Source organism: Micromonospora sp. NPDC005161 (genome assembly GCF_053599855.1).
Genome location: NZ_JBSFYQ010000056.1, coordinates 1 through 24,712 on the forward strand (window position 1 = coordinate 1; position 24,712 = coordinate 24,712).

The window sequence follows — 24,712 nt, forward strand, 5'->3', positions numbered from 1 at the left end:
GACACCAGCTCGGGGCACAGCACCGCGCGTTCGGTTATGGGTAGGCCCTCGCCCTTTCAAGGCGACGAAGCGGGTTCGAGCCCCGCACGCGCGACTATTCCCTCGTAGCTCAAGGGCAGAGCGGCCGGCTGTTAACCGGCTGATCTTGGTTCGAGTCCAGGCGGGGAGCAATGGAGAGGCCAGTGGTCAAGGAGACGCCGTTGGAAACGGCGTGGGGCGCGTAAGCGCCCTCGTGGGTTCGAATCCCACCCTCTCCGCGCATGCCCGTGTAGCTCAGGGGGAGAGCGTCGCTCTTACAAAGCGAGGGTCGGGAGTTCGAATCTCTCCGCGGGCACTGGCCGAATGGCCGAAGTTGTGACTGTAGCTCAGTGGTAGAGCGCCGGGTTGTGGTCCCGGAGGTGCGGGGTCAGTACCCGCCAGTCACCCCACGCAGGTGCTGATGGCTGTCTAGCGCTGGCTGTAAACCAGTAGCCCTGGGGGTTCGAGTCCCTCCTCCTGCACCATGCCCCCGTAGCTCAGCGGATAGAGCAGCGGTTTCCGGGACCGCAGGCCGGCCGTTCGAATCGGTCCGGGGGCGCGCACGGTCGTATGCCCGAGAGGTCAGGGAGCGGTCTGCAAAACCGCGCACGCCGGGTTCGAATCCCGCTGCGGCCTCCAGATGCCATCCACTGCGGAGTGAGGCGCAGGCGGACGTGGGTCCAGCTGCTGCTCATAACGGCGGCCTGCTCGGTTCGACTCCGAGGCTTGCGACCAGATCGCGGATCGGCGATTCTTGCCAGGGCCTGGCGGCCGCCGATGTCAAGCGGCGCGTCAACCAACACATCCACCCCCGGTCGACGACGCCGCGAAGATCCTCGCCGCCGCCGACCGGGTGTACATCGAATTCCCGTTCTTTCCCCGATGACCGTCAGCCGCAGATCAGGTCGTCGAGCAGTGCCATCTCTCGCTGTATGACCGCCTTTGCCCGGTCCGGGTCGGCCAGCTCGGTGGCCAGGTACAAGACCGTCGAGCGGTGCCCGTCTGGGGTGACCGCGGCGAGGGTGCTCATCCCGGGCATGGAGCCGACGTGCGCCCAGGAGCCGCCGCACCGGTTGGGTATCCACATGATGCCCAGGCCGTAGCGGATGCCGGGCCGGATTTCCTGGAACCCGTCGGCCAGCACGGTCTGGTGCAGCTCGGCCATCTGTCCGGGCCGCAACAGCTGGCCGCGCGCCATCGCCTGCCAGAAGCGGGCCAGGTCGGTGGGGGTGCTGACCAGGCCGCCGGCCGATGCGGTCACGGTCGGATTGAAGACGGTCGTGTCGATCAGCGGCCCGCCCGGCGCGAACTGCCGGTACCCCTCGGCGTGGGGCTGGGGCAGGGTCGGCCGGTCGCCGGGGTAGAACGTATGGGTCAGGTGCAGCGGCATCAGGATCCGGGAGCGTACCTCGGTGTACCACAGGTGTCCGGTGACCCGTTTGATGAGCATCCCGGCCAGGAGGTAGTTGGTGTTTGAGTAGCTCCAGTGCGTGCCGGCGGCGAACAGCGGCGGGTGGCGCATCGCGATCGCGACGAGTTGCGCCTCGGTGTAGTGGTCGAAGCGGTGCGCCAGGAACTCGTCGGCCGACTGCAGCGCGGCGAGGTCGTTGGTGGAGTCGTAGAGGCCGCTGGTGTGCTGCAGGATCTGGCGTACGGTGACGTGCCGGCCGTCGTTGCCGTTGCCGTTGACGACACCGGGCAGCCAGCGTTCGATCGGGTCGTCCAGCCCGATCCGGCCCTCCCCGGCGAGTTGGAGCAGCACCACCGACACGAACGTCTTCGTGGTGCTGCCGATCCGGAAGTAACCGTCGACCGGCATCGGCGCGCCGGTGTCCAGGTCGGCCACGCCGCTGCGGGCCACGGTCACCCGGTTTCCGTCGCGGACCTGGCCCTGCGTCCCGGATACGCCGAGGTCGTGCAGATCGCCGAGGCCGTGCTGGAGCACCGTGGCCGTGGACCGGTGATCCGGGGTCGGCGGCGCGGCCGACCCGGCCCCACCGCCGACCGCCGCGGCCAGCACCGCGCCAGCCGTCGCGGCTGCCACGACCCTCCGCCATCTCACCGTCCTCTGGACTGCGGAACGTGCGCTCACATTGAGGCTCCTTTCGGGAAAAGCGGCTGTGCGCAAACCGTACGAAGAGCTTCGATGTCGGCACCAGCCGGAAAACCCGAGACCCGACATGGGGGTTAGCCCCCACTACCCGACAAAAAGACCGCGTAGCCGACGCGATACAACTGTTGACAGACCTATGTCCGGCAGCGGCTGGCAGCGCAATTGCGATCCGCGCAAGATCACTCGCAACCTGATTCCGAGGGTGGTTCGTAAGGTCCTGCGGTTTAGGTCTGGGTCGGAGGCCAGAATTTCTGGAAACCGTCCTATACGGACGGTGCCCGGGTCAGCGAGAACAGGCCTGGCTCGGTCTCGGTGGGGTGCAGCCGGAGGCTGCCCTCGAGCGCTGCGATCAGGGTGGCCGACTGCTCGTCGCGGGGAAGGGGTCGGTGTGGACTTACGAGCTCAGGTAGCGCAGGACCGCGAGGACGCGGCGGTTGTCGGCCTCGTCCTGGGGCAGCCCCAGCTTGTCGAAGGTGCTCGCGCCGTGCTTTCCACGGTTCCGACGGTCACCACGAGCGCGCCGGCGATGCCAGCGTTGAACGCCCCTGTGCCATCGACGCCAGCACGTGGCGCTCCCGCGCGGGGGCGCCCGGCGGCATCGCCGCGCGGGCCGGGGCGCCGCCCAGTGGTCACGGATCAAGGTCGGACGCAACGATGACCTCGGCAGCTTGTCCGATGATCATCACCAACCGCATCGCCACTGAGTTAGCGTCCAAGAAATCGGCAGCCGCCTGGCCATAGGGCGATAGAGCGCGCTGTGTGGAGGATTGGCAGGGAGTCAGCTCCGGCCGGTCGCAGCATGCGGGGTGACTACAGTGTGGACAGGACCTGAGCGAGGCCGTCTTCGTGTACGGTTCCGGTGATTTCGCAGGCAGCTTCGATCAGCTCGACGGGCGAATGACCCATCGCCACGCCGCGGCCGTTCTCGGCGGCCCAACTGATCAGCTCGATGTCATTGTGACCGTCGCCCACGGCCATCACCCGTTCCCGCCGGATGCCGAGTTCGGCGCGTACCCGTTCGATGGCCGTGGCTTTGTTCACGCCCTCGGCCGCGATGTCGAGCCAGGCAGTCCAGCCGACGGCGTAGCTCACCTGGCGGAGGCCCATCTTCTCGACCACGGCGAGGAAGTCGTCCAGGTCGTGGCCGGGCGAAGTCGCGACGACCCGGGTGGCCGGCCGGTTCCACAACTCCTCGAACGCTACCTTCGCCTGCTCGCTGTCGAGACCGGTCGTCGCGGCTGGAAACGGTTCCGTGTACCGGTAGCGGCCGTCTTCGTCCTCGACTGCGAACCGGACGTTTACCAGGTGTGCGCGGATCGACCGGAGCACCTCGGTCGGGTCGAAGGACTCCACCCATTCTCGCCGGTAGCCGCTTGGCGCACCCGGGTCACGGTGCAGGGTGACCGCGCCGTTGCAACAGACCAGGAACCGCGGCGCGATGCCGAGCTGATCAAGCACCGGGTTGGTGGTCGCGGAGGAGCGGCCAGTGGTGAGTACCAGGTGATGGCCGGCCGCGTCGAGCCGGCGTACCTGCTCGATCACCGCGTTGCTGATGGAGCCGTCTTCGCGGAGCGTGGTTCCGTCAAGGTCCAGGGCGACGAACCACGAGGCAGCATCGGGTCGGTCCGTTTGGTTCACTTTCCAGGTCCTTCGTCGGTTGCCTACGTTGCGTCCGTCAGCCGCGGGTGCGCCGTGTGATGCGGGTCTGGGCGGCGAGGCTGATCAGCGTGAGGAGGACGGTCAACGCGGTGTAGCAGACGACTGCCGGCACCTCGCCGAGCGGGCCGACGAGCTGCCCCTCGATGACGATGGGTAGCCCGAAGGCGACGTAGGAGACGACGTAGATTCCGCCGACGACTCCCGCGCGCTGGTGCGCTGCCGCGAGCGGGAAGATGAGGCGTAGCGCGGCGGTGAAGGACGCGCCGAAGCCGACACCGGCGATGGCCTGCCCGATGATCATGATGGCCAGGCTTCCGGCGAACACTCCACCGATGATGCCGATGGCCCCGGCGAGGGACGCGTAGATTCCGATGGTCATCGCTCGCCGCGGGTCAATGCGGGCGAAGGCCAGTCCGACGATGGCCGATACCGCCGGCGCGATGAACCCGGCCACGCCGTTGAGCAGGCCGCTGTCCAGATGGAAGACGCTGCGAACCATGCTCGGGGCCAGCCCGCCGGAGAGACCTGCGAGCATCCAGACGGCGGCGACCACGGGTGCCGCGGCGGCGAACTCCGCTCGGGCGGTGGGCGGGACGGCGACGCGCGGAACCATCGAGCGGAGCGCACCCGCGGTGCGGGGCATGGTCTCCGGAGACAGGGCGATGACGACGGCGCCGAGAATCGTGAGGACGACGAGGACGGCGAAGACGATCGAGTTCGCCCTGGGCGTGAGCTGGATGGCGAGACCGGCCAGCAGGGAGCCGACACTCAGCCCACCGGTCAGGCCGACACTGCCGAGGATCGTACCCAGTCTCTTCTTGTTCGGCGGGGCGAGTTCGACGAGCGCTGCGGTGAAGGCGGCCGTCGCCGCGCCGCTGGCGACACCTTGCACGATGCGCCCGGCGATCACCCAGCTCACATCGGGGGCGACGAGGAACAGGGCATTCGACGCGAGCTGGATCACCAGTGCGCCGATCAGCACCGGGCGCCGGCCGACATGGTCGGACAGCGACCCCAGGGTGAGGACGGCGGCGAGGAAGCCGATCGCGTAGACCGCGAACGCCAGCGTGAGCAGCGACGGTGCGAAGTTCCACTGCTGGCGGTAGAGCACCAGCAGGGGCGTCAGCACACCCGCCGCGAGATACAGGCTGGTGAACGCGAGCGCCGTACCTGTCAACGCCAGTCCGGCGGGGAGAGTGCGCCGCCGGCGGGTCGAGGGCGCGTCGATGGTTCCCAGAATCGAGGACATGACAGCTCCATAGGGCGGCCGCAGCGATGCGCGGACCGAAGTATTGGTGAAGGTGGGAAGGGGAATCCGCCGCCGGGCCACTGCCGTCGGGCCCGGATCTGGTCCACGGCCGAACTCGGCGCGGCACGGCGGCCGGATCGTGATCGCTAGTCGGTGATGACGACGACGCCCGACGGTGCATCCAGCAGTTCCACCGTGCGCTCGGCAGCCCGATCGATCTGGACCCGAGGCTCGGCCGGGATCTGCTGTTCGTTGTAGGTGCCGGGCCCGTAGAACTGTCCGTAGCTCAGTACCACGCCACCCTCGGCGAGGACGGCGCGCCTCAACTCGGCGACAGCCCGGGCGTCGGGCCCGTCCGGCAACTGCCAGGCGACGGTTTGGGCCAGGATCTTCGGCGATCCGCTCTGCCGCGCCGCCTCGATCAGATTCTGGTTGCCCTCGGTCCGGATGCGAGCGTTCAGCTCCGCATGATCACCGATTCTCTCCACCTCATCCGGCAGATCGGTCAGCTCGTTCAGGATGACGTCCGGTTCGAAGTCTCGAACCGCCTGGATCAGGGCGTCCCGGTCGAAGACGTCGCACAGGATCGGCTCGGCGCCAAGCTGCGCCAGCAGCTCCGTCTTGTCGGACGATCGCGTCATGCCACCGACCACGTGCCCCGCCTTAACCAGTCGGGGGATCAGCCGCTGCCCGATCACGCCGGACGCACCGGCAAGAAATACCCGCATCATTTCTCCCAATTATTCGTAGTTCGGTAGGTCGAGCTATGTGCGCTGCCGCCGCCGGACTACACCGGTCCGCGCGACGCCTGGCCCGCTACAGCAGCGCCGGTAACGCCCGGTCGCTCAGCGGGAGAAAGGTGTCCTGCCATCCGCCGCCGACCCTGATCGCCCTCAGTGATGGGACGGAGGGACGCGCGGGCCTGTCGAGGCAGTCATGGCTTGGTAGACATTCGTCCAGTTCAGGCGCGCTATGCGCTCTGGGGGTGTTGTCCGTTTGCTGGTGCTTGGTTCGTGGTCACGGCCGCAAAGTTACGCGCCGGGTGGCACTGTACTCTGGTCCAGTTCCGTGGCAGATCCATGGGCCAATCCGGCATTGATCCGGAGCATCTACGAGTGCCAGCCGTTGCGAAACCCCGAAGTGCGGCGGCCAGGCCAGCACCTGAACGGCGGCCTGGCACAACCTCGCCAAACTGGCGACGCGGCAACCCTCTGACCGGGTCTGGCCTAGGGCATGACCCTGCACAGTGCGTCCAGCGCTCCCGCCCACGCGCTGTCCGAGGGAGCCGCGTAGTTGACCACCAGGGCGTCCCGCTCGGCCAACTGCCATTCCGGGTCGGCCAGCTCGTGGCGGAAGTCGGCCATCCGGGCCACCGCCAGGCCCTGGCGGGCGGCCGCCTGGACGACCGAACCCTCGGTGCCGGGCGGGAGCTCGAGGACCGCTTGCAGCCCGGCGGCCATCCCGGTCACGCGGACGCCGGGTGCCCGCTGAGCCAGCGCCGCGACCAGCTCGTCCCGGCGGCGCCGGTAGCGCACACGCATCGAGCGCACCTGACGGTCGTACGCGCCTGAGGCGATGAACTCCGCGAGGGTCAGCTGCTCCAGCGCGCTCGACATGTAGTCGATGTCCCCCTTGGCCGCCACGACCTCCGGGACCAGCTCCTTCGGCAGCACCATCCAACCGAGCCGCAGCCCGGGCGCCAGCGACTTGCTCGCCGTGCCGAAGTACACCACCCGCTCCGGGTCGAGGCCCTGCAGCGCGCCCACCGGCTGGCGGTCGTATCTGAACTCCCCGTCGTAGTCGTCCTCCAGAATCAGCCCGCTGGTGGCGCGGGCCCAGTCCACCGCCGCCGTGCGCCGCTGCGGGGTCAACGCGACCCCCGTCGGGTACTGATGCGCCGGTGTCAACAGCGCCGCGCCCGCCGCGTTCAACCCCGCCAGGTCGTCGGTGCGCGCGCCGTGCTCGTCGACGTAGAGGGGCGGGATACGCAGGCCGGCGCTGGTCAGCAGATCGCGATAGACGTCGAGGCCGTACGACTCGACTGCCAGCGCCGCCACACGCCGTGCCCGCAGGACCTGCGCCATCAGCGTCAGACCGTGGTGGAAACCGGCGCAGATCACGATCCGGTCCGGCTCGGCGTACACCCCGCGAGCCCGCGCCAGATAGTCCGCGAGGGCGGTACGCAGCTCCACTCGACCGAGAGCGTCGCCGTAGCCGAAGGCATCGTTCGGGGCCGCCGTCAGAGCCCGACGAGCTGCTGCGAGCCACTGCGTGCGGGGAAACTCCGCGAGGGTCGGCGAACCCGGCAGCAGGCCGTACGTGGGACGGCGCTGGGCGGGCCTCGGGCGAGCGGCGGCGGGCGCCGCGCCGCGCGGTTCGGCCCGCTTGGCCACCCGCGTTCCGGAGCCCTGTCGGGCGGTGATCCAGCCCTCGGCGACCAGTTCGGCGTAGGTGTCGGCAACGGTGTTGCGGGCGACGCCAAGATCGGCTGCGAGTGAGCGGGACGACGGTAGCCGGGTGCCGGGCACCAGACGTCCGGTCCGGATGGCCTCCCGCAGGGCGTCCGTGAGCCCGGCGCGCAGGCCGGGGCCGGTCAGGTCCAGATGTAGGTCGACGCCGAACACCGACGCTGATCTGGCCTCCGAATTGGCCCGCGAATCTGCCACGAAAGCAGACCATATCGCAGTCCAACCGACCACGTAGCGTCGCCGGCATGACGATCACCGATGGCACGGAGCGGCTCCCCGAGCACGTACCGCGCGCCTGGACTGGACGAAACTCGCCCACGTGCCCACCCAGCTGGTCCCCGGCCACCACACGCCCGGCGCCCGACCCAGAACGGCGCGCCTGGCAGCGAACCGCCGAGAGCCACCCACCTTGGCCACCTCAATCGGTGAGGCGTGTGCGCCGCTGGCCGCGGGCTGGATCGCGTCCGTGATGCTGTTGGCGATATGGGGTTACCGTCGGGTCGAGACGGGGCAGTCGCGCGTCGAGCCGGGGGATCTGGATGGTCGGCATTGATTACGTGATCGCCTTCGGGACCTCGGCCGGTCCGCTGACAGCACCGGTCGCGATCGTCGGCTCTCGCCGGGTCGATGTCCGGTGAGGGCCGTCGAGGTTCTGGTGGTCGGGGCGGGGCCAACCGGACTCGCCATGGCCGGGCAGTTGGCTGCCTTGGGTGTGCGGGTCCGGGTGGTAGATCGTTCGCTCGACCGGGTTCACGAGTCCCGTGCCCTGGCGATTCAGCCCCGCACTCTGGAGGTCCTCGCCAGTCTCGGGGTGACCGAGGAGCTGGTGGCGGTCGGGAACCGCGCGGTGCGGCTGTGTCTGCACGCGCGGGGGCGGGCGCGTGCCGTGCCGCTGTTCGACTTGGGTTTGTCCGGAACCGCGTATCCGTATCTGCTGTTCCTGTCGCAGGCGGAGACCGAGCGCATCCTGGGGGAGCACCTCGCGGCGGTGGGGCTTGACATTGAACGGGGTGTGGAGCTGGTTGGTCTGGACCGTGCCGCCGACGGTGCGGTGGCGACGGTGCGGCATGGGGACGGCCGGGCGGAGCGGGTGGCGGCCCGGTTCGTGGTGGGTTGCGACGGCGCGCACAGCGCCGTGCGGCACCTCGCCGGAATCGGATTCGAGGGCGCTGCGTATCCGCAGACGTTCGTCCTAGCTGACCTGGAGGCCGACGGCCTCGACACTGGGGCGGCGCACGTCTTCTTGTCCGGGCGGGGGATGCTGTTCTTCTTCCCACTCGGTCACCCGAGCACCTGGCGCCTGTTGGTCATGCGGCCACCCGCCGAGGTGGTCTCATCAGACGCCCCGGTCACCCTCGATGAGGTGCAGGCACTCGCCGACACGTACACCGATGCGACTGTGCGCCTGCGTGATCCTGTCTGGATGACCAACTTCCGGCTGCACCACCGCGCCGCCACCCACTACCGGGCCGGGGCGGTGTTCCTGGCTGGCGACGCCGCGCACATCCACAGCCCCGCCGGCGCTCAGGGCATGAACACCGGCATCCAGGACGCCGTCAATCTCGGCTGGAAACTCGCCCAGGCCCTGCGGGGCGATGCCACCTCGACGCTGTTGGATACCTACGAGACGGAACGGGCGCCGGTCGGGCGGATGGTGCTGCGCTTCAGCGACCGGGCGTTCACTGTCGCGACGTCCACCAATCCGGCCGTCCGGTTCGCTCGTACCAGGATCGCCCCCGCTCTCATCCCGGTCGTGCTCGCGTCCCGGTTCGTGCGGGCCTCCGCGTTCCGGACGGTTTCGCAGCTGGGCATCAGCTACCGGAACAGCCCGCTGTCGTGGCAAGGGCCGCGCCCATCGCGCACCGGTCCACGACCCGGCGACCGGCTGCCCGACGTCCCACTGCCGGGCACCGGAGACGCCAGCACACTGCATCGGCTCACCGCCACGCCCGGATGGCACCTGCTGCTGTGCGGGCCATCCGCTGCCTGGCCGGCCGTCGACATCGCGGGGTTGGCCCGGGATCAGCTCACCGTGCACCGGCTGATCGAGCCCGACGCCACCGGAGCGGCCCCCACGTCCGCTGCTCCGGCGCTGCGGCGGCTGGGTCTCGGCCCCGGCGCTAAGGGGGTGTTGCTGGTCCGTCCCGATGGGCACATCGGCTACCGGGCTGGTGGCACCAACCTGACCGGGCTGCTCGCCTACCTGAACCGCTGGCTCGGCTCGTAACCTGCTCGCTGCTGTCACCGGCCGCACTGTGCTGCAGCAGCGACAGCGTGGCAGTCGCCGCCAAGGTCAGCCGGTCGACGAGCGTGGCGCCTGCCGGTCGGTGGAACCCCGTCCGTCCGTGCGGGACTGCCGGAAGCGGGCGCAGCCAGCCGGAGGCCATCTGGGAGCGGCCTACGTTGTGCCCGCACACGAACAGAACAGTCGCCTGTCAGCCCTCGCGCTTTCTGAGATCAACTCAGGGTGAGGTCGTCGATCAGCGCTCGCACGCGGGCGTCGATGTCGTCGCGGACGGTTCGGACGAAGGGCAGGTCTCGTCCGGCGGGGTCGGGGATGTCCCAGTCGAGGTAGCGCTTGCCGGCGAGGACTGAGCAGGCGTCGCCGCAGCCCATGGTCACGATCACGTCGCTCGCGTCGAGGATGTCCGAGGTCAGGGGCTTGGGGTACGCCCGGCTGATGTCGACGCCCCATTCGCCGAGCGCCTCGGTGACGTTCTGGTCCAGCCAGTGCGCCGGGTGCGAGCCCGCGCACCGCACGTGCACCTTGCCTTGCGCGTACCGGTCAGCGAGTGCGGCGGCGAGTTGGGAACGGCCGGCGTTGTAGGCGCAGAGGAACAGCACCTCGGGTACGGGTTTGTCGATGCTGCCTTCGGCCTGCGCCAGGGCGGTGAGTCGTTCGCCGGCGAAGTTCTCTGCCAGGGCGGGCAGGTGGGTTTGGAGGCGGACGGTTCGGTGCAGGTACATGTAGGACTCGAAGACGTACCGTTCGACGGTTTCCGGGCCGAACACGCCGGTGAACCGACTTGAGAGCCGTTTCCCGATCTGCCCGAGCACGTAGTCGACATCCCGGGTGTCCGCACCGTCGAACGGGCCGTCCATCACGGGGTTCCTACGGTGCCAGCCGCTGGCCAATGAGCCGTCGTGATCCGGGTGGGGCCTGCCGCCGGAGTAGCTGGTTCCGAACGGCTACCGACCGGCGACCTCGCGCCGCTGGCGGCCGGAGCCGGAGCCCAGCTAGGCATTGGTGACTCCGGTGGGAGAGAACCGGCGGCGGGCGGCAAGGCTGACGTAGACGAGAGCGACCAGGACCGGCACCTCGATCAGTGGCCCGACGACTCCGGCGAGGGCCTGGCCGCTGGTGACGCCGAACACGCCGATCGCCACGGCGATAGCGAGTTCAAAGTTGTTGCCGGCCGCGGTGAAGGCGAGCGTGGTGGTGCGTTCGTAGTCCAGGCCGATTACCCGACCGATAGCGAACGAGCCGAACCACATGATCGCGAAATACGCGAGGAGGGGGAGCGCGATGCGGGCGACGTCCCAGGGCTGGGCGGTGATCGCGTCGCCCTGCAGGGCGAAGAGCAACACGATGGTGAACAGCAGCCCGTACAGGGCGACCGGCCCGATCCGGGGCAGGAACGTCGCCTCGTACCAGTCGCGGCCCTTGGCGCGTTCGCCGAACGTGCGGGTGAGGTAGCCCGCGGCCAGCGGGATGCCGAGGAAGACCAGGACGCTGCCGGCGATGTCCCATCCGGAAACCGACAGTCCGGCCTGCTCCAGGCCGAGCCAGCCGGGCAGGACCGTGAGGTAGAACCAGCCGAGCAGGCCGAAGGCGAGGACCTGGAAGACGGAGTTGAGCGCGACCAGGACGGCGGCGGCCTCCCGGTCGCCGCAGGCGAGGTCGTTCCAGATGATGACCATGGCGATGCAGCGGGCGAGGCCGACGATGATCAGGCCGGTGCGGTACGCGGGCTGGTCGGGTAGGAGCAGCCAGGCCAGGGCGAACATGACTGCGGGGCCGATCAGCCAGTTGATGACCAGCGAGGAGATCAGTAGGCGCCGGTCGGAGGTGACGGTGTCGAGGCGGTCGTAGCGGACCTTGGCCAGGACCGGGTACATCATGACCAGCAGACCGAGGGCGATGGGTACGGAGATCCCGCCGATCTTGACATGGTCGAGGGCATCGTCGAGACCGGGGATCAGCCGGCCGAGGAGCAGCCCGGCGGCCATGGCGGCGCCGATCCATACCGGCAGGAGCCGATCCAGCGTCGAGAGCCGGGGGGTGGTGCGCGCCGGTGTGGCCAATGTCGTCATGTGGTCGGTTCCTCTGTTGGTTCCGGGGTGGGTGCGTCCGGTCCACTGGGCCGTCTGCCCTCGGCGCCGGTGGCGCTTGGTGGGCGAGGGCGGCGAGGCCCTGGCCGAGTGCGTGGACCGCTGCCGGCCGCAGCCGGTGGTAGGTCCAGTGGCCGGGCGGGCGGTGCGGTCAGGGTCAGAGAACGGGGCGCAGCTCGGTGAGGAGCTTCTCCACCCGGCTGCGGATCTCGTCGCGGATGGGGCGTACGGACTCGACGCCCTTGCCGGCGGGGTCGTCGAGTTTCCAGTCCTCGTAGCGCTTGCCGGGGAAGACCGGGCAGGTGTCACCGCAGCCCATGGTCACGATGACGTCCGAGGACTCGGCCGTGGCGTACTCGAGGAGCTTCGGGATCTGGGCGGTGATGTCGATGCCGACCTCCCGCATGGCCTGCACCGCGGCGGGGTTGACCGTCTCGGCCGGTGCGGAGCCGGCGGAGCGGACCTCGACGGTGTCGCCGGCGAGGTGGCGTAGCCAGCCGGCGGCCATCTGGGAGCGGCCGGCGTTGTGCACACAGACGAACAGAACGCTGGGCTTGGTGGACATCAGGAGCCTTCCTTGCAGCACGGGGCGCCGGGCCGGTTGATTAGTGCCTGGTCGGGAATCGCCGCCAGGGCGCGGGCGGGGTCGCTGTTGCGGTCGAGCCGCTGGTAACGGCTGGCGGAACGCGAGGTATTCACCAGGCTCCGATACGTTTCCGCCTCACCGTGCTGCGACTTGGTTCTTGCGGGGTGCGGTTGGGCGCCGGGTTGCGCTCGTTCATCGCGCACGTACGGGCTGGTGTCAGTCATCGCGGCTGGCCGAACTCGCGGCGGGGGCGACGATGGGGGCGACGCGTTCGACACGGGCGGCGAGGTCGGCGAACGCGGCCTCGAACGCGGCGTCGGTGTCGACACGGACCGGGTCGGGCACCGACCAGTGCAGCCGGGGCGCGGCGGGGCCGGTGAGTTCCTCATGGGCGTTGTCGCAGACCGCGATGACGAGGTCGCCGTCGCGCACGATGTCCGCTACGTGCGCCGTGCCGGTCGGGTTCAGCCGCAGCCCGTGCCGGTGGGCCACGGCGACAGCGCGCGGATGAACCCGCTCGGCGGGCTTCGTTCCGGCGGACGCCGCTGGGGTGTGGGTGCGGTCGGACCAGAGGGCGGCGGCGAGCTGCGAGCGGGCGGAGTTGTGGGTGCAGACGAACACCACCCGACCCGCCTCGGGCAACGGCGCCGGCATCAACATGGCCAGGGCCTCGGGCCGCAGCCGCAGATAGGTGCGACGGCGGTCTCCCTCGGACCGGCCGCGAACAACGAGCCCGGCTTCGGTGAGGACTTTGACGTGGTGGGCGACCAGATTCGTCGGCATCCCCAGCTCCTGGGCGATCTCACCAGGGGAGGCATCGCCCAGGGTGAGCGCGTCGACGACCGCCAGGCGCGCCGGATCCCCGAGCGCGGCATGGACGCGGGCCCGCCCCTGCAGGGAATCTAGCTCAGTAGTCATTGAGTCAATTAATACTGAGCTACTGTGGCGTTGTCAAATGACGACGAGGCAGTGGTCGATGGGGGCACGCTGAGAGCGCCGGGCCGGGTGGAGGTTGGGCCGGGGCAGGCTGACTCCTGGATCTGGCAGGGCCTGCTTCCGTGGGTGGTTCGCGCCGATGGGCGACCAGCTGGGGGAGTGGTGTCGTTGGCGTCTCCGCCTTCGGGTCAGCAGCAAGTCATGAGATAGGACTGCAGCTCGGCCAGCGCCGCGACGGCGCCGTTGCGGTCGGCGCGGTAGTACACGGTCTTCCCCTCGCGCCGTGAGGTCACGATCCGCCCCCGGCGCAGCAGCGTCAGCTGCTGCGACGCCGTCGCTTGGCTGATGCCCGTGCGTTCGGCGACCTCCCCGACCGACAGCTCGGCGCCTTGGGAGAACAGCATCATGATCCGCTGTCGCGTTGGGCTGCCCAGCGCCTTGAGGAACTCCTGCGTGTCCGGCGCCAGCCCGGTTGGTCCGGCGCCGGGCGCCACCGCTGCGGGCTCTGGCTGATCCATGGCCCCACCTTCTCGCATCATCATCATATTGTCATTCAACAAAACGACGATATGATGTTGGAGTGATCACCTCTTCAGAACCCGTCGTCATCGTCGGTGGCGGCCAGTCCGGTCTCGTCGCCGCTCGCGCAGCCCTCTCCGCTGGCCTGCGTCCCGTCGTCCTGGAGGCAGGCGCCGCGCCGGTGGGGTCCTGGCCCGACTACTACGACAGCCTCACCCTGTTCTCCCCGGCCCGATACAGCTCGCTGCCCGGCATGGCGTTCGACGGCGCAGACCCCGACCGCTACCCGGCCCGCGACGAGGTCGTCGCCTATCTGCGCCGCTATTCCGGGAGCATCGACGCCGAGATCCGCACCGGCACCCGGGTCACCGCTGTGCACCCACGCCCAGGCGGTGGCTACCTCGTCCAGACCGACAGCGGCGACGAGATCGCCGCGGCGGGCGTCGTCGCCGCGAGCGGCTCCTTCAGCAACCCGTACCTGCCGGTGCTGCCCGGCCGAGACACCTACGTCGGCGAGGTGCGACATGTCGCGCACTACCGAGGAGCCGAGCCCTACGCCGGAAAGCGGGTCCTCGTCGTGGGCGCCGGGAACTCTGCCATCCAGGTCGCCTACGAGCTCGCGCCACATGCGAGGGTCACCCTCACCACCCGGGCGCCGATCCAGTTCATGCCCCAGCGCATCCGCGGCCGGGACCTGCACCACTGGATCCACGTCACCGGCGCGGACCTCCTGCCCCGGGCGGTGCTCACCCGACTCGTCCGCCACGCCGCAGTGCTCGACACCGGCGTCTACCGCGCCGCCATCGCCTCGGGCCTGCTCGCCCGCCGGGAGATGTTCACCGCCTTCACCGCCGACGGCGTCATCTGGCCTGACGGTACTGACGAGGCGGTCGACACGGTGATCTTCGCGACCGGCTACCGTCCGAACCTCGGATACCTCGCTGCACTCGGGACCCTGGAGCGCGACGGTCTGCCCCGGCATGCGGGCGGTGTCTCCACCACCCACCCCGGGCTGGTCTACCTCGGTTTGGAGTTCCAGCGGTCGTTCTCGTCCAACACTCTGCGCGGCGTTGGCCGCGACGCCATCCACGTCGTCACCGCCCTCACCCGCGCCCTGCACGGAGGGCTGCGGCGCCGGACGCGCCTTACGCAGCGGGGGTCGGTTCGACCGTGAGCAGCGCGGCGAGCTGGCGCAGGATGGCCGGGCGGGCCCGGTAGTAGACCCACGTCCCGCGTCGCTCGGCGTCGACAAGGCCGGCCTCGCGCAGCGTCTTGAGGTGATGCGAGATGGTCGGCCCGGTGAGGTCGAAGGCGGGAGTGAGGTCGCAGACGCACGCCTCCCCGCCCTCCGCCGAGGCGATCATCGACATCAGCTGCAGCCGCACCGGGTCGCCCAGGGCCTTGAAGGCCGGAGCAAGCACTGCTGCGGTTTCGGCCGGCACCCGCCGCTGAGCCAGTGGTGGGCAGCATGGCGTGTCAGCGGTCAGATCCACGAGAGCGAGGGGCGCGCCTTGCTTTGACATGCCTCTAGGTTGACATCCTTCTAATCAACGTGCAACTCTCTGCTTAGACGGACGTCAAGACAGACGTCGCGGGAAGGGACTGTCATGTTCTCCAGAGGTCGGCGCTCAGCGGTGGATCGAGCGGGAGCGCGGTTTTGTGACTCCTGCGCCACGGCGACCACCGCTGCGCAGCGCGCGCAGCGTAGCTACGACCACCTCCGCACCAGCTACTACACCCTGACCGGCTCACGGTAACCAGGAAGGGAAGGGACGTCGTGATGAGCGAGAACACCCAGAGGGCAGCCGGCGGTTTCACCGGCGACCCGGCCGCCGCCTTGGCCGTGACCGGGTCGGGTTCCTGTTGCGGAAGCCCCGCGCAGGGGGTCGGCTCGATCCTCCCGCCCGCTGGCGAGACAGCGGCGACCGGCGGCCCGTGTTGCGGCACCCAACGGGCCGCCGAGGCGGCCGACTCATGCTGCGGCACCACGGCGAAGGCTGACGCCGTGCGCACTGGGCAGGGGTGCTGCGGATGACCACGGCAGCCGGCCCGCCCGCGGCCATGGCGGCGCGGCTCGCGGCCGTGTCCGCCAGGCGGATGACCACGAGCGTCGCCGCCCTGGCCGGAGACGACTTCGCCGGACGGCGGGTCGGCACACCGGGCGGGGCCGCGGCCCGCGCCTGGCTCGCCGACCACCTCACCGCGCTCGGCGCGAGGGTCGACACCGACGATTTCCCGGTCCGAGCCGTGCCGGACATCTACGCCGCACCGACCGTCACATGGGGTGTCGGCGCCGGGTCGGCGGATCTGACCTTCGGTCGTGAGGTGTCGATCCACCCGGCTTCCGCCGACACCATCGAGGTCAGGCGCGGCCTGCTGGGCGTGGCTGGTAGCGATGACCCCACCGGCCGCTGGCTGGTGGTGCCAGCGGGGATGAGCCTGTTCGACGCCTACCGGGACACCCGAGGGGCCGCCGGTCTGCTCCTGAGCCGCGCCGTCGACGCCGACGGATGGCAGTACACAACCCTCGCGGGCCCGGACCCGGGACCCCTGCCGGTCCTGACGCTGGACCCGCGCACGCACCCTGTCGTCCTGGACGCCGCCGGTGAGGGCTGGATGAGCGCAAACACCCCGCTGCGCCGCGCCGACGCCACCGGTGTCAACATCTACGCCACCTTCGGCCCACCCTCGCCCCGCACGGTGGAGCTGCGGTTGACCGCTCACTACGACGGGGTGGGGGACCACCCCGGCCTGCGCCAGCCCGGCGCGTCCGACAACGCCAGCGGCGTCGCCGTGGTCCTGGAGGCCGCCCGGGTCCTGTCCGCCGTACTCCCCGACGACCTCGGACTGTCCGTCGCGCTGCTCGACGCCGAGGAAATCGGGGCGTTGGGATCCGCCCACCACAGTTTCCAACTGCGTGCCGGCGGCGGCAATCCGCTGGTCATCAACGTCGACGGCGCCGGCCGCCTCGACCAGGCCGCCGCGGTCGAGGCCGGCGGGCCCGCCCACCGACTGCTCGCCCTGCTCGACCAAGCCGGTCGACACACCGGCCTTGCCCTCACTGCCGGGCCGGTGGCGTCGGACAACCGCCGCTACGGCGCCGCCGGGCTCGCGGCCGTGGGCATCGGTGCGGGAATGGCCGGTTACCACAGCCCGACCGACACCCCGGATCGCGTCGACCCGCACACCCTGACGGCCATCGCCCGCCTGGTTGTCGCGACCGTGTCCCTCGCCGCGCCCGCACCCGCTACACTTTCATCGTCAATCGGCGATAAACGATGAAGGGGGTGGTGTGGTGGCCGAGCTGCTCGACCGAGCCACCGCGCAGACGTACGCGTCGTGGTTCCGGGCACTGGCCGACCCGACCCGGGTGCAGATCGTGGAGTACCTCGCCCGGCACGCCCGGCCGATGAGCGTGGGGGAGATCGTGGCCGCCGTCGGCCTGGCGCAGTCCACCGTCTCGCAGCACCTGAAGATCCTCACCGAGGTGCGGCTCGTCCTCGTCGAGCCGGTCGGCACCGCCCGCCACTACCGGATCAACGACGCCTGCGTCGACTGCTTCCCCTCCGCCGCGGACGTGGTCATTGGCCGACCCGCCCCCCACCCGAACGGAGCCTGCTGATGGCCGACATCTCGGTGCGCCCCCTGCGGGACGCCGACGCCGACCGGGTTTTGGCCATCTACCAGGCCGGACTCGACGCCGGCAACGCCAGCTTCGAGACGACCGCACCCACCTGGGCGGCCTTCAACGCGGCGAAGCTGCCCGAGCATCGCTTCGTGGCGACCGACGGAAACGACACGGTGATCGGTTGGATCGCTGTCGCACCCATCTCGGGCCGCGCGGTCTACGCCGGTGTGGTCGAGCACTCCGTCTACGTCGACCCCGCCGCGCAGGGCCGCGGCGTCGCCCGACTGCTGCTGGACACTCTGATCGCCTCCACCGAAGCCGCCGGCATCTGGACCATCCAGTCCGGAGTCTTCCCCGAAAACGCCGCGAGCCTCACCCTGCACGAGCGGGCCGGCTTCCGGGTCATCGGTGTGCGCGAGCGGGTCGGTCGCCACCACGGCCGCTGGCGCGACGTCGTTCTGCTCGAGCGGCGCAGCCCCGCCGTCACCTGACCAACCCTCGCCCCTGCAAGCGGGGCCCGTCTACCTACTTGATTCGACAGTTATCAACACAGAGGAGTTTGACTGATGAGCGCCCTGAACGAGCTGCCCGTCGTGGTCATCGGCGCCGGCCCGGTAGGCCTGGCCGCCGCCGCGCACCTACACGAGCGGCGCATCGCCTTCACCGTCCTCGAAGCCGGCGACACCGCCGGTGCGGCGGTGCGGCAGTGGGGGCACGTGCGGGTGTTCTCCCCGTGGCGCTACAACATCGACCCGGCCGCCCGCCGGATCCTCGACGAGGCCGGCTGGCTCGCCCCCGACCCGGAAGCTCTGCCCACCGGAGCGGAGCTGGTCGGGGACTACCTCCGGCCCCTCGCGGAGCTGCCACAGCTCAAGCCGTACGTGCGCTACGGCGCCCGGGTCGAGGCCATCAGCCGCCTGGGCCTGGACCGGCTGCGCACCGCCGGCCGTGAGTCCACGCCGTTCCTGATCCGCCTCGCCGACGGCGACGAGCTCCTCGCCCGCGCCGTGATCGACGCGTCCGGCACCTGGGGCACGCCGAACGTCCTGGGCGCGTCCGGCTTGCCCGCCCGCGGCGAGACCACTGTCGCTTCGTTCCTGGAGCACGCGCTGCCCGACGTCCTTGGCGCGGCCCGGGACCGCTTCGCCGGTCGGCACACCCTCGTGGTCGGGGCCGGCCACTCCGCCGCGAACACGCTGCTATCCCTGGCCGAGCTGGCCGAATCCACGCCGGACACCGACGTGACCTGGGCGATCCGGACGACCTCGCCGGCGCGGACGTACGGCGGCGGGGACGCCGACGCCCTCCCGGCTCGCGGTGCGCTGGGCTCACGGCTGCGCGCGCACGTCGACGCCGGCCGGATCCGGCTGCTCACCGGCTTCTCCGTGCACGCCCTCACCCCGACAGGCGGGCGGGTGACCGTCGTCGTGCGGCATGCGGACGGCAGCGAGGAGTCAGTGGCGGTGGACCGGATCGTCGCCGCGACCGGCTTCCGCCCCGATCACTCGATCGCCGCCGAGCTGCGCCTGGACCTCGACCCGGTGCTGGGCGCCACCCGCGCCCTCGCGCCGCTGATCGACCCGAACGAGCACTCCTGCGGCACGGTGCCACCGCACGGCGTGAACGAGCTCGCCCACCCGGAGACCGGCTACTACGCCGTCGGCATGAAGTCCTACGGACGGGCGCCGACGTTCCTGATGGCCACCGGCTACGAGCAGGTCCGCTCCGTCGTCGCGGCCCTCGCCGGCGACTGGACCGTCGCCCGCGACGTCCAGCTCGACCTGCCCGAAACCGGCGTCTGCAGCAGCAACCCCGCCGACTCCGCCACCGGCGACAGCTGCTGTGGGCCGACGCCCACCGCCGCCGAGCCGGCAGCGCGCGGGCTGGCCACCGGCATTTCCGGGGGTCTGCTGTCCGCACCGTTGAACCTGGTCACCCTCGACGCCGCCCCCGCTGGCGGTCAGGCCGGCGGCTGCTGCGGCAGCTGATGCCCAGCACCACGCGGGTGCCCGCCGACCCCACAGTCGGCGGGCACCACGGCCACGGCTGGCGAATCGTCGCCGCCCTCGCCATCACCTCCACCGTCGGCTACGGCACCCTCTACTACGCCTACCCGGTCCTGCTCCGTCCCATGGCCGCCACCCTCGGCGCCTCCACCACCGCCGTGACCGGCGCGCTCACCGTTTCCGTCCTCGCGGGCGCCCTCAGGGCCATCCCGGTCGGCCGGTGGCTTGATCACCGCGGCGGGCGCGCGCTGATGACCATCGGGTCGATCGCCGCGACCGCCCTGCTCGTCGCCTGGTCCCAGGTGCAGACCATCGGCCAGCTTTACGCCGTCATGATCGGCATCGGAATCACCGGCGCGATGGTTCTCTACGAGCCAGCCTTCGCCGTCATCATCGCCTGGTTCACCCCGGACCGACGCGCCACAGCCCTGCTGGCCGTCACCATCGTCGCCGGCTTCGCCAGCACCATCTTCATGCCGCTGACCGGCCTCCTGGCCGCACACCTCGGCTGGCGCGACGCGCTCCTCGTCCTCGCCGTCATCCACGGCCTGATCACCGTGCCCCTGCACGCACTCACCGTCCGCCGACCCCGGTCGACAGCGACGACCGGACCTGTCGACCCCACACCGCCGGCCCACGCCCAGCGGCGCACGATCGTCAAGGCCGCGATGCGCGACGCCCGGTTCTGGGTCCTGGCCGCAACCTTCATCGCCCAGGGCGCGGCCACCAGCACCATGACCGTCCACCTCGTCGGCTACCTGATCAGCCGCGGCCACCCCGCCACCTTCGCCGCCACCGCCACCGGCCTGCTCGGCGTCCTGTCGGTCACCGGCCGACTCGTCCTCACCGCCGCCCGCCGACACCTACGCGTCACCACCATCGTGGCCGCCGTCTTCGCCACCCAGGCCGCCGCCGTCCTCACGATGCCCCTGCTCGCCGACACCCGCACCGGCGCTGTCATCACCGTCGTCGGCTTCGGACTCGGCTTCGGCATCACCAGCCTCGCCACCCCAGCCCTACTCGCCGACCGCTACGGCACCACCGCCTACGCCACCATCGCCGGACGCCTCGCCGCCCCCGTCACCATCGCCAAAGCAACCGCACCCCTGGCAGCCGCCGTCCTCCTGCACACCGCTGGCGGATACACACTGCTGCTCACCACCGTCGCCACCTGCTGCGCACTCGCCGCCATCCGCATGACCACCCGAGCGAGAACCCCTGCGCCACAACCCTTCACCGCCCAGACCTGAGGCGATCAACCCATACGCGCCCGGGCCGAACCGCTACACGGCCACACGGGCGTCGGGTCTAACAGCGTCACTCACACTTGTCCTCGGAGCCTCGCCCGTGCGGCTCGCAGCAATCGGGGCGGTGTCGGTACACCCGCAGATCACGTCCGCGACGGAGAGCTACCTCGGACGTGATCTCGTACAGGCACGCCTGCCACAGGACGTTCTCCCCGCCGCCGCGGACCACTTGGCCGTCACCCGGCCCGCCGCGCAGCAACACGTCCACCCAAGCGACGGTACGTCGTTCCTAGGCGCCTGGTGATACGACCGGTCCGGCTGCCTTACCAAGTCAGAGCTGCGGGAACAGGGTTGGAAACTGGCGTTCGTCTCCTGCGGCATGCGGATGCAGCGGCGGGTCGCCGCGCCGGGCCCCACGGTTGACGGTCGAGCGTTGGTACGTCGGCAGGAGTCAGGTCGAGGCGAGGGCTTGCAGGTGAGCTGTATTCGCTACCTGCTGTATTCGTCCCGACCGACGGGATGCCCGACCATGGTCCCACTCCTGCTGGCTGACTAGAACGGGACGCCGCGTCTGGCCCGGGCCGTCCGGGCTATCGGCTGACGCGAACGTTGCTGGATGCTGCCGAAGCTCTGTTCGCCAGATCGGCAATTCCGGCGCGGCCTGAAGTTGGTACGTCGGCTGGCAAGCAGTTGGCAGCGGGTTCGTGGCGGTGTCACCCGCGCGGCGCGTACATGATCACGGCGACGCCGATCAGGCAGATCACCGCGCCGGTGATGTCCCACCGGTCTGGGCGGAACTTGTCCACGACGACGCCCCAGGCCAGGGAGCCGGCGACGAAGATTCCGCCGTAGGCGGCCAGGATCCGGCCGAAGTTCGGGTCCGGCTGCAACGACGCCGCGAAACCGTACGCACCGAGAGCCACGATCCCGGCAGCGATCCACAGCAACCCGCGATGCTCCCGCCAGCCCTGCCAGATCAGCCAGGCCCCGCCAATCTCGGCCAGCGCAGCCAGGACGAACAAGACGAGGGAACGCGCGAGGGTCACGACGAGGAACCTACCGAGGTCTCCTCCGGCGACCGATGTGTAGGCGGTTCGGCGCAGGCACAGCTCCCACCAGCACATCCGGTGCGGTGCCGGCCCCGCCGGGCCGCCCACCACCAGGCGACGCCCGCCGCGACTGCCAAACCGACCGCGACGCCGGGCATCGCCCGGGTGGCGGCGGCCCAGCCGGCACCGCCGAGGAGCCCGGCCGCCAGCAGCAGCGGCAGCACGCAGCATGCCGCGCATGCGACGCCGGCCAGCCCGGTCAACCCGGACGGCAACAATCGACGTGGATCAACCCTCGACAAGATCAGCTCCCTTGGCTAGTTCCACGAACGGAAGCGGACAGCATGGGCTGTCCGCGCACACGACCAGGTCGTCGCAGCCAGCGGCGACCGCCTCGCGCAGCGTGTCCCGGATCACCGACAGGTCGGCGATCTTCTGCTCCACCTCGACCAGCTTCGCCTGAGCGCGGGCCTGCAACCCGGCCTCGGGCCGTCGACCATGTCGGTGAACACCCACGTCCAGCAGGTCGGCGACCTCATCCAGGGTGAATCCCAGCCGCTGCGCGGTCTTGATCACCCGCAGGACCGTGACCGTCTCCGGCGGGTAGAGCCGATGCCCACCCAACGTCCGATCCGGCTCGGCCACCAGACCTCGCCGCTCGTAGTAGCGCAGCGTCTGCTGGTTCACCCCCGCCGCCTCCGCTACCTGCCCCGACCGCAACCCCGGCTTCACGCGACGTCCTGGAGCCCGGCGCGTGCGGCGAGAGCGTCGAGTACGTCGACGTGACCCGCCGGCACCGCTACGTCCAAGGCGAGCTGCCCGCCGGTCGCCGTCAAGGTGAAGGTGAAGAACGAGCAGCACCCGGTTTCCCTTGTAACCAGGTCCGCCGCCCGTCCGGCTACCGTCGGCTCGGGCCGCAGCTCCAGCCGCACCCGCAACCGGTCAACCCGCTCCACTCCGACCACCGCTGAGGCGAACAGGTCATCGAACTCGGCCAGCCGCAACGGCCGCTCCACCGTCGGCAGCGTGCACGCCTGCGGCACCCACGGATCCTCACCCAGCGCCTTCATCTCGGTCATGCTCCGACGGTAGACCTGTACCTAGGTACAAGATGCAAGCCGCTCGCGCGAGCTTCGGTTTCGGGCGGCCCGGCAAGGTCGACTGGCAGCGAGGAAACCCGGGCAAAGCTGCCATCGCGGTCCCAGGGCACGTCGATCTCGACCGGCCCGACAACCGTGAACACCGTCTCGGACCGCGCACCGTTGTGGGGTGCGATCAGGTCCGCGCCGACACCGTCCGCCGGCTATCCCAGCCCGTTCTTCGCCACTGCGGGAGTATCCACGACAGCCATCGATCCTTCAGACATCAGGTTTGCCCGGCCGTGCTTCGCCCGACTATCGGGTGGGGCTCGCAGCGAGTCCGGTGCAGGCGTGCAGGCCCGCGTACTCCCGGCGGATCCGGGCCGCGTCCTCCCCGCCGGCGAGTTCGGGTCGACCGGTGCCTCGGGAGATCGTCGCGGGTACCAGTTCCGTCTTCGAGATCGCCGAACCGTCGAGGGTCACCCGCAGCACCCCCGTGTCGTTGCTGTACGCGTCGTCACGCCACCACAGGAAGTTTCCGAGTCCGTACTGGACGAAAGTTTTGCCGAGCCACCCGTCGCCGAGCAGTAGGTGGGCGTGGGTGCCGACCACGATCGTGGCACCCGCCTCGGCCATCTCGCGAGCGAACGCGCGAGCCTCGGCGGGCGGACACGCGTCGCCCTCCGTGCCCCAGTGGACGTAGACGATGACCACGTTGGTCTGGCGCCGGGCGGCGCGCACCGCCGCGGTGGCGCGCGGCAGGTCCCGGGTCATCGCGATGCCGGCCCGGGTGTCGGTGGCTTTCCACTCCGACCACAGCTCGGAGACCTGGCTGAAGCCGAGGATAGCGATTCTGGTGCCGCGTATCTCGGTGATCCACGGCCGGTACGCCGCTGCCGCGTCGGCGCCCGCCCCGACGGTCGGCATCCCAACGGCCCTGGCTGCGTCCAGGGTGTCGGCCAGCCCCGTCCGCCCGTAGTCCAACGCGTGGTTGTTGGCGATCGACACGACGTCGATGCCGGCGGCCTTCACCGCGTCATACGCGCTTGCTGGCGCCTGGAAATGGAACTCCTTCGGCTCGGGAGCGCCGCGTGTGGTGACCGCCGTTTCCAGGTTGACCATCGTCAGGTCTGCGGCCGACAGGGTCGACGAGATCGACCCGAACGCGGTCGCCGGGTCGCCCAACAGGTTGGCCGTACGACCGGCGAAGTGCACGTCGCCCGCGAAGGCCAAGGTGATTTCGGCGGGGTGTGACGGGGAGGCCGAAAGGGCGGCGCGGGTTGGCGCACCGGCCGGCGGGGTCCGGGCGGCATCGCATGCCGCAACAGTCAAGGTCGCCGCGAGCGCGACGAAGGAACGTGCCCATTTCACTCAGCGCAGCGTACAGAAACCCGCCCGATCCTAGGCCGACTTGGCCAGTATTGCCGTCGGCCTGACCTGCCTGGAAAGCGAGTCGGCGGCGCGCAACGCGTCCCACTGATCCCCGACGGGCCAGTCGGCCACGCCGAGTCGCTCGGCCAGTGTGGGGACGTCGCCGTGCTAACGGTCGAGCCGGGTCGCCGTCACCGTACGGCCGGCGGCGCCCTCGACGGCCAGCCGGATCTGCCGGGCGAGCGCGAGGCCGTCGTCGCGGTTGGACTGGTCGAGGGGGACGGAGGCCCAGACCAGAGCGGCGACACTGCCGTCCGCCGGCGGCGTGGACCGGGGAGCGACGACGGCGGATACGCTACCGGGTCCCTGGAGGGAGGTCCGCCGGTACAGGTCTTCGAGGTGAACCTGTACCGGCGGACCAATCTCATCCAACCGGGTTTACATGACTGACC

The 24,712-nt window shown here is 70.2% G+C and carries 24 protein-coding genes and 8 tRNA genes; 15 read left to right on the plus strand and 17 right to left on the minus strand.

Features of this window, described 5'->3' with window-relative positions:
• Positions 1-23: 23 nt before the first annotated feature.
• The 8 genes from ACWD5O_RS32850 to ACWD5O_RS32885 all read left to right on the plus strand — a co-directional run bounded on the left by ACWD5O_RS32850 (position 24) and on the right by ACWD5O_RS32885 (position 657).
• Positions 24-94, plus strand: a tRNA-Glu gene (locus tag ACWD5O_RS32850).
• Between the two features lie 9 nt (positions 95-103).
• Positions 104-167 (plus strand) — tRNA-Asn (locus ACWD5O_RS32855).
• A gap of 5 nt (positions 168-172) precedes the next feature.
• Positions 173-257 (plus strand) — tRNA-Ser (locus ACWD5O_RS32860).
• 5 nt (positions 258-262) lie between these two features.
• Positions 263-334: transfer RNA gene (locus tag ACWD5O_RS32865), tRNA-Val, on the plus strand.
• Positions 335-354: 20 nt separating this feature from the next.
• Positions 355-428: transfer RNA gene (locus ACWD5O_RS32870), tRNA-His, on the plus strand.
• A 1-nt stretch (position 429) separates the two neighbouring features.
• A tRNA-Ser gene (locus ACWD5O_RS32875) sits at positions 430-503 on the plus strand.
• Between the two features lies 1 nt (position 504).
• A tRNA-Arg gene (locus ACWD5O_RS32880) sits at positions 505-577 on the plus strand.
• Between the two features lie 5 nt (positions 578-582).
• Positions 583-657 (plus strand) — tRNA-Cys (locus ACWD5O_RS32885).
• 250 nt (positions 658-907) lie between these two features.
• On the opposite strand, the gene ACWD5O_RS32890 is transcribed toward ACWD5O_RS32885, so the two are convergent.
• The 5 genes from ACWD5O_RS32890 to pdxR form a co-directional block, all read right to left on the minus strand.
• Positions 908-2,062, minus strand: a complete 1,155-nt coding sequence (locus tag ACWD5O_RS32890; protein WP_450087673.1) for a serine hydrolase domain-containing protein — start codon at positions 2,060-2,062, stop codon at positions 908-910.
• An 879-nt stretch (positions 2,063-2,941) separates the two neighbouring features.
• Positions 2,942-3,769, minus strand: a complete 828-nt coding sequence (locus ACWD5O_RS32895; protein ID WP_450087674.1) for an HAD family hydrolase — start codon at positions 3,767-3,769, stop codon at positions 2,942-2,944.
• 37 nt (positions 3,770-3,806) lie between these two features.
• Positions 3,807-5,039, minus strand: coding sequence for an MFS transporter (locus ACWD5O_RS32900; protein ID WP_450087675.1), 1,233 nt, complete (start codon positions 5,037-5,039; stop codon positions 3,807-3,809).
• A 146-nt stretch (positions 5,040-5,185) separates the two neighbouring features.
• Positions 5,186-5,770, minus strand: coding sequence for an NAD-dependent epimerase/dehydratase family protein (locus tag ACWD5O_RS32905; protein WP_450087695.1), 585 nt, complete (start codon positions 5,768-5,770; stop codon positions 5,186-5,188).
• A gap of 495 nt (positions 5,771-6,265) precedes the next feature.
• A complete protein-coding gene (pdxR, locus tag ACWD5O_RS32910; protein ID WP_450087676.1) occupies positions 6,266-7,705 on the minus strand; it encodes a MocR-like pyridoxine biosynthesis transcription factor PdxR in 1,440 nt (479 codons plus the stop codon).
• Positions 7,706-8,141: 436 nt separating this feature from the next.
• On the opposite strand from pdxR, the gene ACWD5O_RS32915 reads away from it, so the two are divergent.
• Positions 8,142-9,734 (plus strand): FAD-dependent monooxygenase, encoded by a 1,593-nt coding sequence (locus ACWD5O_RS32915; RefSeq protein WP_450087677.1) that lies wholly within the window; start codon positions 8,142-8,144, stop codon positions 9,732-9,734.
• 230 nt (positions 9,735-9,964) lie between these two features.
• Here the strand turns inward: ACWD5O_RS32915 and ACWD5O_RS32920 are convergent, their stop codons facing one another.
• From ACWD5O_RS32920 to ACWD5O_RS32940, 5 genes are all read right to left on the minus strand, one after another.
• Positions 9,965-10,609 (minus strand): arsenate-mycothiol transferase ArsC, encoded by a 645-nt coding sequence (locus ACWD5O_RS32920; RefSeq protein WP_450087678.1) that lies wholly within the window; start codon positions 10,607-10,609, stop codon positions 9,965-9,967.
• 135 nt (positions 10,610-10,744) lie between these two features.
• A complete protein-coding gene (gene arsB / locus ACWD5O_RS32925) occupies positions 10,745-11,821 on the minus strand; it encodes an ACR3 family arsenite efflux transporter (protein ID WP_450087679.1) in 1,077 nt (358 codons plus the stop codon).
• 175 nt (positions 11,822-11,996) lie between these two features.
• Positions 11,997-12,404, minus strand: coding sequence for an arsenate reductase ArsC (locus ACWD5O_RS32930; RefSeq protein ID WP_450087680.1), 408 nt, complete (start codon positions 12,402-12,404; stop codon positions 11,997-11,999).
• A gap of 237 nt (positions 12,405-12,641) precedes the next feature.
• A complete protein-coding gene (locus ACWD5O_RS32935; protein WP_450087681.1) occupies positions 12,642-13,343 on the minus strand; it encodes an arsenate reductase/protein-tyrosine-phosphatase family protein in 702 nt (233 codons plus the stop codon).
• A gap of 206 nt (positions 13,344-13,549) precedes the next feature.
• Complete coding sequence (locus ACWD5O_RS32940) at positions 13,550-13,879, minus strand: ArsR/SmtB family transcription factor (RefSeq protein ID WP_354966890.1); 330 nt, start codon at positions 13,877-13,879, stop codon at positions 13,550-13,552.
• Positions 13,880-13,941: 62 nt separating this feature from the next.
• On the opposite strand from ACWD5O_RS32940, the gene ACWD5O_RS32945 reads away from it, so the two are divergent.
• On the plus strand, positions 13,942-15,054 hold the full coding sequence (locus tag ACWD5O_RS32945; RefSeq protein WP_450087682.1) for a flavin-containing monooxygenase: 1,113 nt from the start codon (positions 13,942-13,944) through the stop codon (positions 15,052-15,054).
• On the opposite strand, the gene ACWD5O_RS32950 is transcribed toward ACWD5O_RS32945, so the two are convergent.
• On the minus strand, positions 15,026-15,403 hold the full coding sequence (locus ACWD5O_RS32950; RefSeq protein WP_354966888.1) for an ArsR/SmtB family transcription factor: 378 nt from the start codon (positions 15,401-15,403) through the stop codon (positions 15,026-15,028). The genes ACWD5O_RS32945 and ACWD5O_RS32950 overlap by 29 nt on opposite strands.
• Positions 15,404-15,911: 508 nt before the next feature.
• Here ACWD5O_RS32950 and ACWD5O_RS32955 point away from each other — a divergent pair.
• The 5 genes from ACWD5O_RS32955 (at position 15,912) to ACWD5O_RS32975 (ending at position 20,764) form a co-directional block, all read left to right on the plus strand.
• A complete protein-coding gene (locus tag ACWD5O_RS32955) occupies positions 15,912-17,162 on the plus strand; it encodes a M28 family metallopeptidase (protein WP_450087683.1) in 1,251 nt (416 codons plus the stop codon).
• A 10-nt stretch (positions 17,163-17,172) separates the two neighbouring features.
• A complete protein-coding gene (locus tag ACWD5O_RS32960) occupies positions 17,173-17,502 on the plus strand; it encodes an ArsR/SmtB family transcription factor (RefSeq protein ID WP_450087684.1) in 330 nt (109 codons plus the stop codon).
• On the plus strand, positions 17,502-17,999 hold the full coding sequence (locus ACWD5O_RS32965; protein ID WP_450087685.1) for an N-acetyltransferase family protein: 498 nt from the start codon (positions 17,502-17,504) through the stop codon (positions 17,997-17,999). Before ACWD5O_RS32960 ends, ACWD5O_RS32965 begins: the two co-directional genes overlap by 1 nt.
• Positions 18,000-18,074: 75 nt before the next feature.
• The gene (locus tag ACWD5O_RS32970; protein ID WP_450087686.1) at positions 18,075-19,496 is read left to right on the plus strand and encodes an FAD-dependent oxidoreductase; all 1,422 of its coding nucleotides are present in this window, start codon (positions 18,075-18,077) and stop codon (positions 19,494-19,496) included.
• Entirely contained in the window at positions 19,496-20,764 is a 1,269-nt protein-coding gene (locus ACWD5O_RS32975) for an MFS transporter (RefSeq protein ID WP_450087687.1), read from the plus strand. The genes ACWD5O_RS32970 and ACWD5O_RS32975 overlap by 1 nt, the downstream gene beginning before the upstream one ends.
• 67 nt (positions 20,765-20,831) lie before the next feature.
• Here ACWD5O_RS32975 and ACWD5O_RS32980 read toward each other — a convergent pair whose 3' ends face one another.
• From ACWD5O_RS32980 to ACWD5O_RS33005, 6 genes are all read right to left on the minus strand, one after another.
• A complete protein-coding gene (locus tag ACWD5O_RS32980; protein WP_354966882.1) occupies positions 20,832-21,029 on the minus strand; it encodes a hypothetical protein in 198 nt (65 codons plus the stop codon).
• A 445-nt stretch (positions 21,030-21,474) separates the two neighbouring features.
• Positions 21,475-21,807 (minus strand): YnfA family protein, encoded by a 333-nt coding sequence (locus tag ACWD5O_RS32985; RefSeq protein ID WP_354966881.1) that lies wholly within the window; start codon positions 21,805-21,807, stop codon positions 21,475-21,477.
• Between the two features lie 291 nt (positions 21,808-22,098).
• Positions 22,099-22,542: a MerR family transcriptional regulator gene (locus tag ACWD5O_RS32990; protein WP_450087688.1), complete on the minus strand. Its 444-nt coding sequence runs from the start codon at positions 22,540-22,542 to the stop codon at positions 22,099-22,101.
• The gene (locus ACWD5O_RS32995; protein ID WP_387326314.1) at positions 22,539-22,889 is read right to left on the minus strand and encodes a hypothetical protein; all 351 of its coding nucleotides are present in this window, start codon (positions 22,887-22,889) and stop codon (positions 22,539-22,541) included. The genes ACWD5O_RS32990 and ACWD5O_RS32995 overlap by 4 nt, the downstream gene beginning before the upstream one ends.
• Positions 22,890-23,204: 315 nt before the next feature.
• Positions 23,205-24,260 carry a CapA family protein gene (locus ACWD5O_RS33000; RefSeq protein WP_450087689.1) on the minus strand — a complete coding sequence of 352 codons (1,056 nt, stop codon included), beginning with the start codon at positions 24,258-24,260 and terminating at the stop codon, positions 23,205-23,207.
• Positions 24,261-24,428: 168 nt separating this feature from the next.
• A complete protein-coding gene (locus tag ACWD5O_RS33005; RefSeq protein WP_450087690.1) occupies positions 24,429-24,692 on the minus strand; it encodes a hypothetical protein in 264 nt (87 codons plus the stop codon).
• Between the last annotated feature and the right edge of the window lie 20 nt (positions 24,693-24,712).